Source organism: Bombella sp. ESL0380 (genome assembly GCF_009725805.1).
Taxonomy (GTDB): Bacteria; Pseudomonadota; Alphaproteobacteria; order Acetobacterales; family Acetobacteraceae; genus Bombella; species Bombella apis.
This window is the reverse complement of the sequence record NZ_WNIH01000003.1, coordinates 730,608-744,538: the sequence shown is the minus strand read 5'-3', so window position 1 is coordinate 744,538 and position 13,931 is coordinate 730,608. Positions and strand designations below refer to the sequence as shown.

At 55.7% G+C, this 13,931-nt stretch carries 15 protein-coding genes; 6 read left to right on the top strand and 9 right to left on the bottom strand.

What is annotated here, in order from left to right; genetic code table 11:
• Positions 1-30 precede the first annotated feature (30 nt).
• From GM608_RS04440 to mltG, 3 genes are all read left to right on the top strand, one after another.
• Positions 31-273 (top strand): acyl carrier protein, encoded by a 243-nt coding sequence (locus GM608_RS04440; protein WP_043560073.1) that lies wholly within the window; start codon positions 31-33, stop codon positions 271-273.
• A gap of 127 nt (positions 274-400) precedes the next feature.
• A complete protein-coding gene (fabF, locus tag GM608_RS04435; protein WP_043560074.1) occupies positions 401-1,684 on the top strand; it encodes a beta-ketoacyl-ACP synthase II in 1,284 nt (427 codons plus the stop codon).
• A 43-nt stretch (positions 1,685-1,727) separates the two neighbouring features.
• Positions 1,728-2,798 (top strand): endolytic transglycosylase MltG, encoded by a 1,071-nt coding sequence (gene mltG, locus GM608_RS04430; RefSeq protein WP_043560075.1) that lies wholly within the window; start codon positions 1,728-1,730, stop codon positions 2,796-2,798.
• A gap of 99 nt (positions 2,799-2,897) precedes the next feature.
• Here mltG and GM608_RS04425 read toward each other — a convergent pair whose 3' ends face one another.
• Positions 2,898-3,599 (bottom strand): lipid-binding SYLF domain-containing protein, encoded by a 702-nt coding sequence (locus tag GM608_RS04425; RefSeq protein ID WP_052349055.1) that lies wholly within the window; start codon positions 3,597-3,599, stop codon positions 2,898-2,900.
• 49 nt (positions 3,600-3,648) lie between these two features.
• Complete coding sequence (locus tag GM608_RS04420; protein ID WP_192848220.1) at positions 3,649-4,455, bottom strand: inositol monophosphatase family protein; 807 nt, start codon at positions 4,453-4,455, stop codon at positions 3,649-3,651.
• A 167-nt stretch (positions 4,456-4,622) separates the two neighbouring features.
• On the opposite strand from GM608_RS04420, the gene GM608_RS04415 reads away from it, so the two are divergent.
• Complete coding sequence (locus tag GM608_RS04415) at positions 4,623-5,510, top strand: hypothetical protein (RefSeq protein ID WP_333645088.1); 888 nt, start codon at positions 4,623-4,625, stop codon at positions 5,508-5,510.
• Positions 5,511-5,563: 53 nt separating this feature from the next.
• Here the strand turns inward: GM608_RS04415 and GM608_RS04410 are convergent, their stop codons facing one another.
• The 5 genes from GM608_RS04410 to GM608_RS04390 are packed head-to-tail and all read right to left on the bottom strand — an operon-like array spanning position 5,564 to position 10,233.
• Positions 5,564-6,319, bottom strand: coding sequence for a nucleotidyltransferase family protein (locus GM608_RS04410; protein ID WP_154981431.1), 756 nt, complete (start codon positions 6,317-6,319; stop codon positions 5,564-5,566).
• Positions 6,316-7,122: a sterol desaturase family protein gene (locus GM608_RS04405; RefSeq protein WP_043560082.1), complete on the bottom strand. Its 807-nt coding sequence runs from the start codon at positions 7,120-7,122 to the stop codon at positions 6,316-6,318. Before GM608_RS04405 ends, GM608_RS04410 begins: the two co-directional genes overlap by 4 nt.
• Entirely contained in the window at positions 7,119-8,219 is a 1,101-nt protein-coding gene (locus GM608_RS04400) for an LptF/LptG family permease (RefSeq protein WP_052349056.1), read from the bottom strand. The genes GM608_RS04405 and GM608_RS04400 overlap by 4 nt, the downstream gene beginning before the upstream one ends.
• Complete coding sequence (locus tag GM608_RS04395; protein WP_081563172.1) at positions 8,216-9,385, bottom strand: LptF/LptG family permease; 1,170 nt, start codon at positions 9,383-9,385, stop codon at positions 8,216-8,218. The genes GM608_RS04400 and GM608_RS04395 overlap by 4 nt, the downstream gene beginning before the upstream one ends.
• On the bottom strand, positions 9,379-10,233 hold the full coding sequence (locus GM608_RS04390; protein WP_333645087.1) for a metallophosphoesterase: 855 nt from the start codon (positions 10,231-10,233) through the stop codon (positions 9,379-9,381). The genes GM608_RS04395 and GM608_RS04390 overlap by 7 nt, the downstream gene beginning before the upstream one ends.
• Positions 10,234-10,444: 211 nt before the next feature.
• Here GM608_RS04390 and GM608_RS04385 point away from each other — a divergent pair, with 211 nt between their 5' ends.
• Together GM608_RS04385 and GM608_RS04380 are read left to right on the top strand one after the other, a co-directional pair.
• Positions 10,445-11,431, top strand: a complete 987-nt coding sequence (locus tag GM608_RS04385) for a diacylglycerol kinase family protein (RefSeq protein ID WP_248460666.1) — start codon at positions 10,445-10,447, stop codon at positions 11,429-11,431.
• Entirely contained in the window at positions 11,424-12,359 is a 936-nt protein-coding gene (locus GM608_RS04380; protein WP_333645120.1) for a hypothetical protein, read from the top strand. Before GM608_RS04385 ends, GM608_RS04380 begins: the two co-directional genes overlap by 8 nt.
• Before the next feature lie 89 nt (positions 12,360-12,448).
• Here GM608_RS04380 and spt read toward each other — a convergent pair whose 3' ends face one another.
• Both spt and GM608_RS04370 read right to left on the bottom strand, forming a co-directional pair.
• Positions 12,449-13,648 carry a serine palmitoyltransferase gene (spt, locus tag GM608_RS04375; RefSeq protein ID WP_081563168.1) on the bottom strand — a complete coding sequence of 400 codons (1,200 nt, stop codon included), beginning with the start codon at positions 13,646-13,648 and terminating at the stop codon, positions 12,449-12,451.
• A complete protein-coding gene (locus GM608_RS04370; RefSeq protein WP_043561221.1) occupies positions 13,645-13,899 on the bottom strand; it encodes an acyl carrier protein in 255 nt (84 codons plus the stop codon). Before GM608_RS04370 ends, spt begins: the two co-directional genes overlap by 4 nt.
• Between the last annotated feature and the right edge of the window lie 32 nt (positions 13,900-13,931).

Genomic DNA, 13,931 nt, shown 5'->3' with positions numbered 1-13,931 from the left:
CCCGGTAGGGGTAGCAAGGATTTAAGGCAGATGAGCAACGAAATCGCTGACAAGGTGAAGAAGATCGTCGTCGAGCATTTGGGCGTCGAAGAAAGCCAGGTGAAGCCGGATGCTTCCTTCATCGACGATCTGGGCGCTGACAGTCTGGACACGGTCGAGCTGGTCATGGCTTTCGAGGAAGCATTCTCCGTCGAGATTCCGGAAGATGCCGCCGAGAAGATTGCTACTGTGAATGATGCCATCGAGTATATCACCAAGCAGAAAGCTGCCTGATTCCCGGTGTAGGGATTGGATGACGGGACGGGCTGGTCGGGGATCAGTCCGCTCCGTTCTGAAAGAGCGAAGCGGAGCAAGTCCGTTTCGCTTTATGCGTATTTACGAATTGTGAGGTAAGGCGGCGATGAGCGGCTCTGGAACGGACAGAAAACGTGTGGTCGTTACGGGAATAGGCGTAGTCAGCCCGTTGGCTGTTGGTGCAGAACTGACATGGAAGCGCCTTATCAACTCTCAATCCGGCATTGGTCCGATCACACAGTTTGATGCTTCTGATCTTCCGGCGAGAATTGCAGGCGAAGTTCCAGCCGGACCAACGGAAGAGGGTGGACTTACCCTTTCCGACTGGGTGCCTGTCAAGGAACAGAAAAAGATGGACCGGTTCATCCATCTTGGTCTGGCAGCGGGTATCCAGGCTGTGGAAGATTCAGGCTGGAAGCCGGAATCAGAGGAAGATCGTTGTGCAACAGGTGTCATGATCGGTTCTGGCATTGGCGGCCTGAAAACGATCTACGACAACTCGCTGGCTGTGGCAGCAGGCAAGGCACGTCGTCTTTCTCCTTTCTTTATTCCTTCATCGCTGATCAATCTCACGGCGGGGCATTTGTCCATCCGTTATGGTTTCAAGGGGCCGAATCATGCCGTGGTGACCGCTTGTGCGTCCGGTACCCATGCGATCGGTGATGCGTCCCGTCTGATCCAGCATGGCGATGCGAAGGTAATGGTTGCTGGTGGCGCAGAGTCGGCCATCTGCGAGCTCGGTATTGCCGGTTTCTGTTCAGCCCGCGCCCTTTCGACCAGTTTCAATGACAGTCCGACAACAGCATCCCGCCCGTGGGACAGGCAGCGTGACGGGTTTGTCATGGGTGAGGGTGCCGGCGTGGTCGTGCTGGAAGAGTACGAACATGCAAAGCGTCGTGGTGCCAAGATTTATGGCGAAGTCGTTGGGTATGGTCTTTCGGGGGATGCCTATCACATCACCGCTCCGGCGGAGAATCATGAAGGGGCCTTCCGTGCCATGCAGGCTGCCCTGAAGGATGCCCGGGTCAGCCCTGCCGAGATTGGCTATGTCAATGCTCATGGGACCTCCACAATGGCGGATGACCTGGAACTCGGGGCTGTAGAGCGCCTGTTTGGTGATGCAGCTGCTGGTACGAGCATGTCGTCCACAAAGTCGGCGATCGGGCATCTGCTGGGTGCCGCTGGCGCCGTGGAGGCCATTTTCTGCCTCCAGGCCATGCGTGATGGTATCTTGCCTCCTACGCTCAATCTGGATGAACCGTCCAGTGAGAGCGCCATGGACCGTATCCCTCACAAGGCGAAAGAGCAGCAGGTGGATGTTGCTCTTTCCAACAGCTTTGGCTTTGGTGGGACCAACGCCAGCCTTGTTCTGAAGCGGTTCAGGGGCTGATCTGACTGTCTGATGCAGATTTTCGACGCTGGAGACTGAAACGATGGCACAGGAACCTGCATCAGACACTTCCAGAAAACAGGGGCCTGAAGAAGAGAGTGGAAGCAGGGCCAGGAAGCGTTTCCGTCTCCTGACAAAAGGACGGGTCTTTGCTTTGCTGCTGGCCGCTGCTGGTGGAACCGTTTTCGCCGGGTATGGCCATTACACAGACCCGGGGCCTTTACAGACAGAGCGTGTGGTTGTCATCCCAAAGGGTGGCACTGGTCGGGTCATTGAAGCCCTTCAGGAAAATGGGATTCTGGCACGGGGTGGTGTGTCTTCCCTGTTCTTCAAGGTAGCCATGTATGCCACCCGCTCACAGGGAGCGATTCACGCAGCGGAACTGAAGTTTCCAGAGCGGGTGTCCATGGCTCACAGTCTTGAGATTCTCCGTCATGGGCATCCTGTCACGCACAGTTTGACCGTAGCGGAGGGCCTGACAGCAAAGCGCATCAGGACATTACTGATGCAGGCACCTGCGTTGCAAGGAGACCTTCCCACCATAGGGGAGGGGCAGGTGGCACCTCAGACGTTCTTTTATGTCTGGGGCATGGAGCGACAGGCACTTCTGCATCACATGACAGAATTAATGGGTAAGACGCTTCAGGCGATCTGGGATCAGCGGGATCAAGCAGCCTTGCAGGGTGTCATAACCACACCAGAACAGCTTCTGATTCTGGCTTCGCTTGTGGAAAGGGAGACGTCTTTGGCAGAGGAGAGACCACAGATCGCCCGGGTCTTCCTGAACCGTCTGAAACAGGGAATGAAGCTTCAGACAGATCCGACTGTCATTTATGGGTTGAGCGATGGAGATGGGGTGCTGCCTCGCCCCTTGACGCATGAGGACCTGCAGACAGAAAGCCCCTACAACAGTTATCTTCATCCGGGTCTGCCTCCGGGGCCTATCTGTTCGCCCGGTCGTGAGTCGTTGGAGGCAGCAGCTCATCCCGCTTCGGGTAATGCGCTGTATTTTGTCGCAACAGGACATGGGGGGCATAATTTTGCCCATACCCTTGCCGAACAGACGGATAACGTCCGTGCCTATCGCCGTATGAAAAAAGCGGCAGCCCAGTAATTTTTCCTGTGCAGCGGGATACCTGAAAAGAAGAAGGGGCATTATCCACTTCTGGATAATGCCCCCATCTGTGAGAAGACCGTATGATCTGCCTCAATCTTACTGGTTGAAGGCCTTCATGACGACACGACGCAGCGCATCGGCTGACTTGTTGTTGACCTGCATCCGCACAACGATGTCTTCCGGCCCGACGACCTGATGGTAATAGGAACGGTTCGCCTCACTATCGGGTTTCAGCTTGCTGCTGCCGAGGGACACACCAGCAAAAACCCCCTTCATCTTCTGCATGGCATAGACTTCCTTGGGGGTGTTCTGCGTGCTGCTGCTGTCATTGCCAAAAGCAGCATCGGCACTGGCGTCAAAGCTGAACTCGTGATCCATCAGGTTCAGGAGTGCTTTCTGGGACGTGATGAAGAAGAAAAGCTGGCTGTGCTGATAACCAGCCTGAAGACCAAAGGAGCCTGCGCTCAGGTTATAGAAAGCCGGGTCAGACCAGGAATTGTTGGCACCACGGGCCAGCAGGACGCAACGCCCACCGGTACCACCAACGATGAGAGACATCTTCGTGACGTCGGGACAGATCACGACGGCTTTTGTCTCGCCAAGTACATGGGCCGTCTTTTCCTTGACTTTGGAGTCAAGCAGAGCGGACTGCACGGCGAATGTAGCCTTGTTTACGAGAACCTGCTGTTTGGAAATCTTGGCAGCGGCTGCGTCACCGGCGCAGGCGCTCATGGCGAGCATGCCAACACCCGCAGCAATGGAAACAGTCCGTGAGATGTAGGAAAATGACTTGGACATCGGAAACCTCTCTGTAGGCTGAAAACGGATGCACGTTGGAACTATAAACTTAATCTAGTGTAACGCCTAGTGTCTTCGAGAGGGTTGCCGCAACCAGCGGGGCACAGGCGAGGATGGTCGTACGCTGCGTCAGGCCGCCCATTTTCAGGAAAGGTGACACGTGGGCTCCAGCTTCATCAAGAAGGACCAGGGCCGCAGCAACATCCCAGAGGAAGATGACGTATTCGTGATAACCATCCGAGCGACCACAGGCAACGTCAGCCAGAGCGAGGGCGCCAGACCCCAGCGACCGTGGCATGACCCCCTTGTGCAAAAGGGCCTGCATCTTTTCGGGGTACCAGCCTTCGGGGACGTAGGGTGACCAGCCAATTTCCACCATGGCTTCATTCATCTTGTCGGTTGTTGATGCCTTGATGGGGGCTCCATTGAGGAAGGCGCCTTTTCCCTTTCTTGCCGTAAAGCTTTCCCGGATGGCTGGAGCTTCTATGATACCTGCCACCGGGACATTCCGGTGCATGAGGCCTAGAGAAATGCACCAGCGATTACGGCCTCTGGCATAATTGGATGTGCCATCAATAGGGTCTATGACCCATCGGAAGAGCCCGGATGAGCTGCCGCCATGCTCTTCTCCCAGAAAGGCATCCTCGGGGAAGAGGGCTCCCAGACGGGCCGTGACAAACTGTTCCACGGTCCTGTCTGCTTCAGTCACGTAGTCCTGATGGCCCTTGAGATCAGCGGCTGGCTTACCGGGGGCAGGCTGCATGTTCAGGGCAAGGGCCGCAGCTTCCTTGATGATGGAACAGGCCGCATGAAAGCGGATGTCGATGGCGGTATCCGTATCGTATGTGATGGGCATTCATGAATCCTTGAATATGGCAGCTGCGACGTGTCCGGGGCAGAAAAGTACAGGAAGATGCTCCGGCTGTCAGCCATTCCAGAGGAACAGTAGCTCTTCCACTGGAGAGGGCAGCTCTGTATGGTGGAAGATGATTTTATGAGCATGTATCCGTAGGATGATAAGAGATGAAGCTGTTTAAAATGGACTATTGGCGTTCGGCCATTCTTCATGCTCCTTTTGAGCAGGTTATCCGGCAGAACAGTCTGGACGACATAGACATGACGTTCCTGCCGTCCTGTGGAAAGGATGGGTTTCTTGCAGATCCTTTTGGTCTATGGGACGGGGGACGCTTGCATGTTTTTGCTGAGTATTATGATTACAGCCAGGCCAAGGGTGTCATTGAGGTTCTCATTTACGATGAGTCCTTCGCCCTGCAGGAGCGTCGCTGTGTCCTGAGTGAGGATTGGCATCTCTCTTATCCCTATGTGTTCCGGCACGAGGGAGTGACCTACATGCTGCCGGAGGCCTACAAGTCCGGGCGTCTGACACTCTACAAGGCAACATCCTTTCCCTATGAGTGGCAGCGTGTGCCCATGTTCGACTTCCCCATTGGAGCGATTGACGCCACCCCACTTCATTATGCTGGACGCTGGTGGCTGTTCTGGACACCACCTGCCCCTAAACAGGCACGGCAGAGCACATTGCACATTGCTCTTGCAGAAGAGCTGACAGGCCCATGGTGCGATATGGGGCATTTTCTGATTGACCGCAGCGGTGCCCGTCCGGGAGGGACGCCGTTTGTTGAGGGCGATGAAGTGTTCCTGCCAGTGCAGGATTGTTCGGAGACATATGGCGGTGGCATCCGTCTGCTTCGGATCAGTGGCTTTGGTAAGGGGAGGCCGTCAATTTGCGGGGGAGATTCCGTCCCAGTGCATCTGCCGGAAATCAGGGACTATCCAGACGGCATGCATACTCTTTCTGCCGCTGGAGATGTAACGCTGGCGGATTTCAAGAAAATACGCCGCGGACTGGGACCTTTTCTCTTCAATATCAAGAGACAGATTTTGAAGTAAGATCGTGTTTCTCTTCATGCCGTTGTCAGAATGGGGCGGCATGAAGGGAAATGTCAGGGGTGACTCAGCAACTGCTCTGCGAGAGCTGCGTCAGCGGGTTTGTCAACATCGACAGCAGCCCGGCCGTCAGAGAGAGGGATAAGTCGTATTCTGGCGCCCGTAAGGGCATGTATGCGTTCTTCAAGCCTGTGGGAACTGAGCGTGCGCGTAAGGGTACGCAGAATGGTCGGCAGCCCCAGAATCATGGCCATGCGCAGAGGCTGTTTCCGGTAACGCTGAAGACGCTGCCAGAGCGCAACTACGGCTTTCGCCTGTGGAGTAGCCAGCCAGAAGAGATTGCAGCCTGAAAACTGAATATCTGCCAAGCGGATGTAGGTCCGCTTGGTCTGGGGTACGTCCCGCAGGATTGTCTCCTTCAAGGCGACACCGGCCGTCAGGTCGACATTGGCTGTCCGACTCTTTTCGATGAATTCCCTGACCCACTCCGGGCGGAGCAGAGCATGGTCTGCCGTCGTGACGAGGCAGGGCGTGCCGATGGCGTCGAGTGCCTGGGCAACACTTTCGCTTGGAGAGGGGGCAGACCGCAAAAGAGTGATGCGATCCCCCAAATGGCTCAATAGACCGGGCTGTTCGATACTGACCCATATTGGCCCGATTTCAGGAACCTGTTCAAGCGTATGGAGAACACGCTCAATCATGGGGCTGTTTGCAATGGGTAGCAATGCTTTGTGAGATACCTGCCCCATGCGGGCCAGAGGGTCACGCTCGCCGTCACGCGACCCGGCCAGTATCAGGACTGGAATGTTCATGCGCTCTTGGAAAGTTCTTCGTTCTTGGGAGCACGGGCAGGGTCCGGCCGGTCACGGGGAGGGGCACCTGTCCGCCGCATGACCCAAGGATAACGCTCTGCCTCTTCGACCGTGTAGCCCAGATTGAAGACATACGGGCTGCGGGGGCGTTCCTTGGCGGCCCGGTAAAAGGTACCCATCAGGCGATCTGGCAGATAGTTGGTGATGCCGTAATTGCCATCTTCATCGTGAAAATGGTGCAGGACATGGAGCTGCTTGATGTACACCACCCACTGCCAGCGGGGTTTGTAGGCCAGATGCTGGATGCAGTGGAAAAATTCATAGATGCAGGTCATGACCAGCGCTGTGGAGAGTGCTGAAAAAGCTCCACCCCAGCCGCCAATCAGCCAGCCTATGGGCATGGTGATGACCATCATGGTCGGAACTGTGTTCAGAGGAGAGCCGAACAGGACTTCGAGCAGATGGGGATCCTGGTGGTGGTCAAAATGGATACGCTTCCACATGGAGGCTGTGATGGGGTTCCGGTAGAACCAGCGTCCGTGCAGGATGTAACGGTGGATGATGTACCAGGCTGTCGGATAGACAGCGACAATGACGGGAATGGGGATGAGGACTCCCCACCAGCTGTGACGCAGATACAGGCTAAGTATGGCCGTACCGATAATCAGGGCAAAATAGAGCAGGATTGTCGGATAGGTAAGGTAAGCCGCCCATAACTGCGAAAGATTCATTTTTCCCAGATCATAACTCCTGCCTTTCTGCATGAGAGTCGTGCCCTGGAAAAATTGTTTGAACGTACTCATTTTTCCTCCATCCGCAGTATCCATGCCAGACCAAACAGGGCTGCCACGATCTGGCCCGAACTTATAGCGATTAATATGGGAAGGGAACCTGAATTTCCCAGAGCCGAGATCATGCCCTGTAGAATGACCACTCCCAGACCAGCCGCCATCACGTACACCGGCAACGGGTTCCGCAATCCCGCACGCGGCGGAATGTAGGTGATGGGCAGAGTGATGAGAAGCATCACCGCCATCTGCACCGGCAGCATCAGTGTAGCATATAATGCCATCAGATAATTTGACCTAGGTAAATTGGATGGCACTTTTCCCGAGAAAATTTTCCAGAACTGATGCGGGGTATAATACACGCCCTGCAATGTCATGTTGATGATCTCCTGCGGGGATGCCGTCAGGGTGGGAGGGGGCGGTTCGCTGCTCAGCTGAACCTGTGTCTGTTCGTTGGAAACGGTCAGCTGCCTAGCGATGCCATGGTTGACCCAGTGTCCTCCTTCATGGACCAGATTTTCATAATACTGGGCTGCGGTCAGGTTTCCGTTCTCGGCCTGACGACGGTAGAAGATGACCTTGGAAAGGTTTCTTCCACCATGGCTGATGGTTTCAACATGGATGATGTCTGTTCCGAGGCGGAACCACAGGCTGTGTAGATCGTCAGTGGCATTGGCCTGCGTTGCGCCTTCGTTCCACCAGCGGTTGAGTTCCTGCTCACAGGGGGGAATGACCCATAGTTGCACGGCCATGCAGATGACGCCAAGCAGGAGTGGAATGGGCAGAAGGTAGCGGAACATGTTGAGGGTAGAGAGCCCGGCTGCCCGCAGCACGGCAATCTCGCTGGAGAGTGCCATCTGAAGCAGCGTGAACAGGCCCCCGATCATGACCGAGAGGGGCATGATTTCAACGATGAGTGTTGGCAGGTGCAGGCCTATGTATCGGAACAGGCCACTAATCCCCAGATGCCTGTCCAGAATGGTGGAGGCATCATCCAGCAGGGCAAGAATCTCGAGCAGGGCTGTCAGCACGCCACAGCATAGGAGAATCTTTGTCAGAAGCGGCTTGAGAAAGACCTGAAGCAGGGTGGGATTGGAGGGCAGGACTCTCATGGTGACGTCCTGTTCAGGAGTACCGGTTTTCTGTGACGCCAGGAGACCTGGGAGCGTGCCAGCAGGGCTGCCGTGCAGCCAATGCAGAAGAGGAATTCGGGAACCCAGATCGTCAGCCAGACGGAGGCTTTTCCATTTGTGGCCATGCTGTGCCCAAAAAGGAGAACCTCATTGAAGCCGACCAGAATGATGGCGAGCATGATCTGCCCGACCACGGATCGGCGACGCTTGCGCCCGATGGCGAAAGCGATGGCAAGCAGTGGAATGAACATGATGCTGATGGCCCGTGCCAGACGGAAATCCATTTCGGAGCGGAGCACGATGTAGGAAATGCGTGGGGAGCCGTGGCGGAGGGCCTGGAACAGCTCGGGTGTGGTCATTTCCCGTTCATCATCACCACGGGATCGAAAAGCTTTTCGGCTTTTGCTGCGTTCGATGACACGGGCTATATGTTCAAAATGGGTAACGGTAGCATGGTCGTCAGGCACATCTGGTGTGTTAACGTGAATGACCTGCCCATCCCAGAGGTCGAGCTGGGTGGCCTGGTCCCGCTCAGAAATGGTCAGCAGCCCTCTGGGAGCCGTGATGAGCTCAGCTTTCCCATTATCCTTCAGATTGCGGATGAAGATGTTTTTCAGACGGGCCCCACCATGGTCGACACGGTCTGCTGTCAGCATGGTGGTGGAAGATGTTGAGGCGAACATGCCAGACTGAAGGTGGGGTGCCCAGCCCGTATGTTTGGCGAAATAGAATCCTTCCCGGTAGTCATATCGGGCAATCGGTTGAATGTAGCCGTACAGGAGCAGGCTGAGGGTGGCCAATATGGCCCCGACCTTGATGTAAGGCTGGCTGATGCGCAGCAGGGAAATATGGCCGGCACACAGCACGTCAATCTCGTTGTGATCGCTCATCCGGTTGACGGTCATGAAGATTGCGATGCAGAGGGCAGCCGGTAGCGCCAGTCCCATATAATGGGGCAGGAGATCGCTGAGAAGCGTGATCAGTGTGGCAATGGAGCTGCCGCTGCTGGCCAGATGGTTGAACAGCGTCAGCAGTCGCTCCAGCAGCAGGGCAACAAGCATCGTCCCCAATGCAATCGTAAAGGGGGGAATCAGCTGCTTCAGTAGGTAGCGATCCAGTGTTGGCAGGGTACTTCGTATCAACATGCAGGCTGCCTTGCCGAAATGCTGGAGAACCATTCCATGTGGGAAAAGGGGTGCCCCGTGTGGTCTCGGCGGATGAGCCTGATCTGCCATCCTTCTTCATGCGGGGTAAAGGTAAGATGGTTCCATGAGGCCCTGCGCTCGGGATTCTGGCTGTTCATGGCCGCAGCGCCGACCCCCAGAAGGGGTATGTCTGTCCCCTCGACGGTGGTTATGGTTGCATCGTGAGAGTGTCCGTGCAGGACCAGGTCTGCTCCATGGCGACGCAGGAGGCTGGACAGGGCTGGCGTGTTGATCAGGGATTTCCTGAAAGGCAGCAGCTTTTTGCGAGGGGGATGATGAAGCATGACAACCCGGCAGTATCCTTCTTCACCCAATTTCGCAAGAAGGCTTGCCAGTTTTTCGCGCTGTTTCCTGTCGATGCGTCCGTAGGCGGTAAAAGGAGGGGTTGGCAGAGCGGAGTTGAGCCCGATGACGGCGACCCTTCCGAAAAAACGGACAAAAGGAAAGGCACTGTCGGACCACGTTTCCCACTGTGCCAGGCTGTTCCTGTAAGAAATGGGCGCCATGAAGTCATGGTTGCCTGGTACGACGACGGGAGTGAGAGGCAAGGTGGACAGCCAGGCAGCCGCCTGACGATATTCTTCCTTCGTGCCGAAATTTGTTATGTCGCCGCTGATGAGCAGGGCAGAAAGTTCCTTGTGGGAGGCGATGTTTTCGAGCAGCTCGGCTGTGACGGATGGCAGCAGGACATGCTTCCGTCTGCTGACCCAGAGAATGCGGCTGAGCAGACGTTTGTTGAGGAAGGCAGACCATGCGATGGTGGGGGGAGGCAGATGCGGGTCTGACATATGGGCCAGACAGACAGAAAGGTCACGCCGGGAAGATGCAGTGGCGGACGGGTCGGAAAGCATTGTTGCACCATATCCATGAAGGGGCGGGTGATCTCTCAGGAGAAAAACTCCTTGCTGGCCCCCTTAGCATAGCCATGTTAAAGGGGTTCGGCCAGCGTATGAAATAGCCTGGCTTTTTTATGTTTCTGGGCGGATGCGTGGTGGATAGATGCAGAAATTGATGAATGTCGTACAATCGGCCCTGATACATAACCCCAACAGCCGCAAAAATGCTCAGGACAAAGGGCAGTTCGTGCGAATGGCACGGCAAAAAATGGGGGATTTCTGCGTATCTGCTCTAAATGACAGCCATCTCCCTGCGCATCTGACTGAACTGAAAAGCCGGGGTGTGGATCTGATTGCCATCAGTGGGGGGGATGGTACGGTCAGTGCCTGTCTGACAGCGATTGCTTCTGTCTATCATGACTGTCCCCTGCCGTCCGTGGCCATTCTGCCTTCCGGCAATACCAATCTCATAGCCGGTGATGTCGGGTTCGGCCTGCATGGCGAGGCCGCCATTGATCGTCTGTTGCGCCCTGAAGGGCTGAAAAGCTGTATTAGGACGCCCATAAGATTGTCCTGGCCGGATGGAGAACGGCCTTCGGTACTGGGCATGTTTGGTGGCTGTACGGGATATGCCAGAGCTGTCCGTATCGCTCATTCGCCGAATGTCCTGAAATTTGCTCCGCATGATCTTGCTGTTTTCTTTACGCTCTTCAGCAGCATGGCGAGCCTTCTTTTCCGTCGCAGCCGCCATTCCTGGATGAATGGGGACAGGCTCTCCTGGTCGGCAGAGGGAACGGGATTGCCTGTGCCAGGCAGGGAGGGGCGCAGCTTCCTTTTCATGACGACAGCGCTGGAAAAACTGTCTCATGGCATCTGGCCATTCTGGAATGAAGATACCAGTAGGGACGGGTTCCATTTTCTTGATGTCCATGCGTTTCCTGAGGCGTTGCCGAAGGCCTGTTTCAACCTCCTGAGGGGGCGGGCACCGGAATGGCTGCGGGCACACAAGGATTACACGAGCGCTACTGCCCGGGCGATGCAGCTTGAAACAGACAGTGATTTTGTTCTGGATGGTGAGGTCTTTCCAGTTTCTGCCGGTGGCCGCCTGAAACTGGAAGAAGGACCGGCCTTTCGGTTTGTCCATGTCTGACATCATCAGGAAGACGCTCATCAATGAGCTGACAACGCCCGTAGCTGGAGAGCTCGCCCAGTTTGCAGAGGCTGTTGCCAGTCGGCTGCGCAGGCCGCCGCTCGGTGTCCTATTTTATGGATCGGTTCTCCGCAAGGTTGATCCCGAGGGGATCGTTGATTTCTATGTCATCACAGACCGGCCGGAAAGTCTGGGTGTACATGCCTTGGCCCGTATGGCCAATCGTCTTCTTCCCCCCAATGTCTATTACATGGAACATGAGGTAGAGGGGCGGACCATACGAGCAAAAGTTGCCTTTCTGTCCATAGCGCAGTTTCTCGGGCGCAGTACGCTTTTTACAGTGGATACGACCATATGGGCCCGCTTCTGCCAGCCGGTGCGTCTGGTCTGGGTACGTGATGCTGGAAGTGCTGATCGTCTTTTACAGGCCATTAGCCAATGTGTGATTACGGCATCCTGCTGGGCGGCCTTGCTGGGACCTGAGCAGGGCAGGGCGGACGTATACTGGCACGATCTGTTTGCCCATACCTACGCTGCCGAGCTGCGTGTGGAAAAGAAGGGACGCAGCCACAACCTTCTGGCAGGAAGAGAGGAGCGATACGAAATCCTGCTGAAAGCAGCCTGGAGGCAGGCCTCCCTGAGCTATGCTGCGCAGGGAGACGTTCTGCTTCCCCAGCTTACGGCTTCAGCGAGAGACAAGGCAACACGGGACTGGGGAAGGGTGAAAGCCTTTGGGAAGCCGTTGAACGTGGCACGTCTCATCAAGGCAGCGTTTACGTTCAGGGATGGGGTGAGCTATCTGCTGTGGAAAATACAGCGGCACACGGGACAGACGATCCACGTATCGGCTTTTGAGAAAAGGCACCCTATTTTGACCCTGCCGCTTTTTCTTTGGCGGGCCCGGCATCTCCGGTCAGGGAGATCATGACAACGGCCTGATGGGGATGCTTATCAAAAGAAAAGCCCCCAAAGCGGAATCATGATCCTGCTTTGGGGGCTCCGGCCTGTCGGGCGGGATCAGACCAGCTTCAGTTCTTTGGCGATGGTGCCGAATGTCTCTACGGCCCGGTCAATTTCGGCAGCAGAATGTGCCGCCATGACAGAGCAGCGCAGCAACGGCCTGTTGTCCGGCGTTGCCGGAGGCAGGGAGAGATTGACATAGACTCCGGCATCAAGGAGTGCGTTCCAGAAGGTAATGGCCTGCGGAATATCTTCCAGCGTGACGGCAATGACCGGGGAGACGAAGCTGCTCGTGTTCAGTCCGACAGACTTGAATCCCTGATGCAGTCGGGCTGCATTATCTTGCAGTTTCTGGCGCAGATCAGGACGGTTCTGGATTTCCTCGAGGGCCGCCAGGGTTGCTGCGATGATTTCAGGTGGCAGCGAGGCTGTGAACATGTAGGGGCGGGAGCAGAGGCGCATGAGATCAATTTCATCATGATCCGTTACGCAATATCCCCCGACCGTCCCGAGAGATTTGGAGAACGTTCCGACGATAAAGTCGATATCGTCCTCACAGCCCTGCATTTCTGCAACGCCACGGCCATGCTCGCCCAGCACACCAAAAGAATGGGCCTCATCTACCATCAGGGGAATGTTGTGGCGCTTCTTGACCTCGACGAACTCCTTGAGGGGAGCGATGTTCCCCGTCATGGAGTAGATGCCTTCAGCGATGATCAGGCGGGCCCCGGTCGTTTTGGCTGTTCTGGCGACACGCTTCTCCAGGTCCGCCGGGTCATTGTGCCGGAAGCGGATGACCTGTGCCCCAGAAAGGCGGGCTCCATCATAGATGGAAGCATGACTGTCAGCATCGAGAAAAAGGATGTCATCCTTGTTCACGAGGGCCGAAATCGTCCCCAGATTGGCCTGGTATCCTGTCGAGAACACCATGGCGTGTTTTTTTCTGAAAACGGACGTCAGAGCCTTTTCCAACTGCTGATGCAGTCCGAACGTACCATTGGCAATGCGGGAGCCTGTAGTGCCCACGCCCATGGTTTTGGCCGTATGGATGGCTGCGTCCCGTGCTGCGGTGGATTGGCTGAGACCAAGGTAATTGTTGGTACCGAAGAGAAGGGTTTCCCGCCCCTCGATGATACCGACCGTAGCGGAAAGAGGGCGCTCTATCACGACGCCAAAAGGATTCCTCGGGCTTGCAGCCATGAGGGAGTCGTAATTTCCCTTCAGAGTGGCGTATTTGTCAAAAATGCCAGCGCTCATGCCTGTTCTGCCTTGATGGTATGCAGACAGGAAGCGAGATCTTTTATGGTACGGATGTCTGCAAGCTTGTCGAGAGGGACGGAGACATCAAGCATATCCTCAATCTCCATCACAAAATTCATGACGGCGAGACTGTCGAAGGCCAAGTCTTCCACGATCCGACTGTCTTCGGAAATGTCGCGTGGCACTTTCGGGTTTTCCAGAAGTTTCTGGAGAATCATGTGAGAGATATCAGCAACACTGTCTGTCATGTCTTGTCCCTTTGTGACCAAGCGAAGAAGGA

What these genes read in the sequence shown, in the direction of transcription:
- mltG (WP_043560075.1), top strand. Translation starts at nt 1,728, where the DNA reads ATGGCACAGGAACCTGCATCAGACACTTCCAGAAAACAGGGGCCTGAA.
- GM608_RS04410 (WP_154981431.1), bottom strand. Translation starts at nt 6,319, where the DNA reads ATGAACATTCCAGTCCTGATACTGGCCGGGTCGCGTGACGGCGAGCGT.
- GM608_RS04380 (WP_333645120.1), top strand. Translation starts at nt 11,424, where the DNA reads ATGTCTGACATCATCAGGAAGACGCTCATCAATGAGCTGACAACGCCC.
- GM608_RS04395 (WP_081563172.1), bottom strand. Translation starts at nt 9,385, where the DNA reads ATGTTGATACGAAGTACCCTGCCAACACTGGATCGCTACCTACTGAAG.
- GM608_RS04390 (WP_333645087.1), bottom strand. Translation starts at nt 10,233, where the DNA reads ATGTCAGACCCGCATCTGCCTCCCCCCACCATCGCATGGTCTGCCTTC.
- fabF (WP_043560074.1), top strand. Translation starts at nt 401, where the DNA reads ATGAGCGGCTCTGGAACGGACAGAAAACGTGTGGTCGTTACGGGAATA.
- GM608_RS04425 (WP_052349055.1), bottom strand. Translation starts at nt 3,599, where the DNA reads ATGTCCAAGTCATTTTCCTACATCTCACGGACTGTTTCCATTGCTGCG.
- GM608_RS04400 (WP_052349056.1), bottom strand. Translation starts at nt 8,219, where the DNA reads ATGAGAGTCCTGCCCTCCAATCCCACCCTGCTTCAGGTCTTTCTCAAG.
- GM608_RS04440 (WP_043560073.1), top strand. Translation starts at nt 31, where the DNA reads ATGAGCAACGAAATCGCTGACAAGGTGAAGAAGATCGTCGTCGAGCAT.
- GM608_RS04370 (WP_043561221.1), bottom strand. Translation starts at nt 13,899, where the DNA reads ATGACAGACAGTGTTGCTGATATCTCTCACATGATTCTCCAGAAACTT.
- spt (WP_081563168.1), bottom strand. Translation starts at nt 13,648, where the DNA reads ATGAGCGCTGGCATTTTTGACAAATACGCCACTCTGAAGGGAAATTAC.
- GM608_RS04420 (WP_192848220.1), bottom strand. Translation starts at nt 4,455, where the DNA reads ATGCCCATCACATACGATACGGATACCGCCATCGACATCCGCTTTCAT.
- GM608_RS04385 (WP_248460666.1), top strand. Translation starts at nt 10,445, where the DNA reads ATGCAGAAATTGATGAATGTCGTACAATCGGCCCTGATACATAACCCC.
- GM608_RS04405 (WP_043560082.1), bottom strand. Translation starts at nt 7,122, where the DNA reads ATGAGTACGTTCAAACAATTTTTCCAGGGCACGACTCTCATGCAGAAA.
- GM608_RS04415 (WP_333645088.1), top strand. Translation starts at nt 4,623, where the DNA reads ATGAAGCTGTTTAAAATGGACTATTGGCGTTCGGCCATTCTTCATGCT.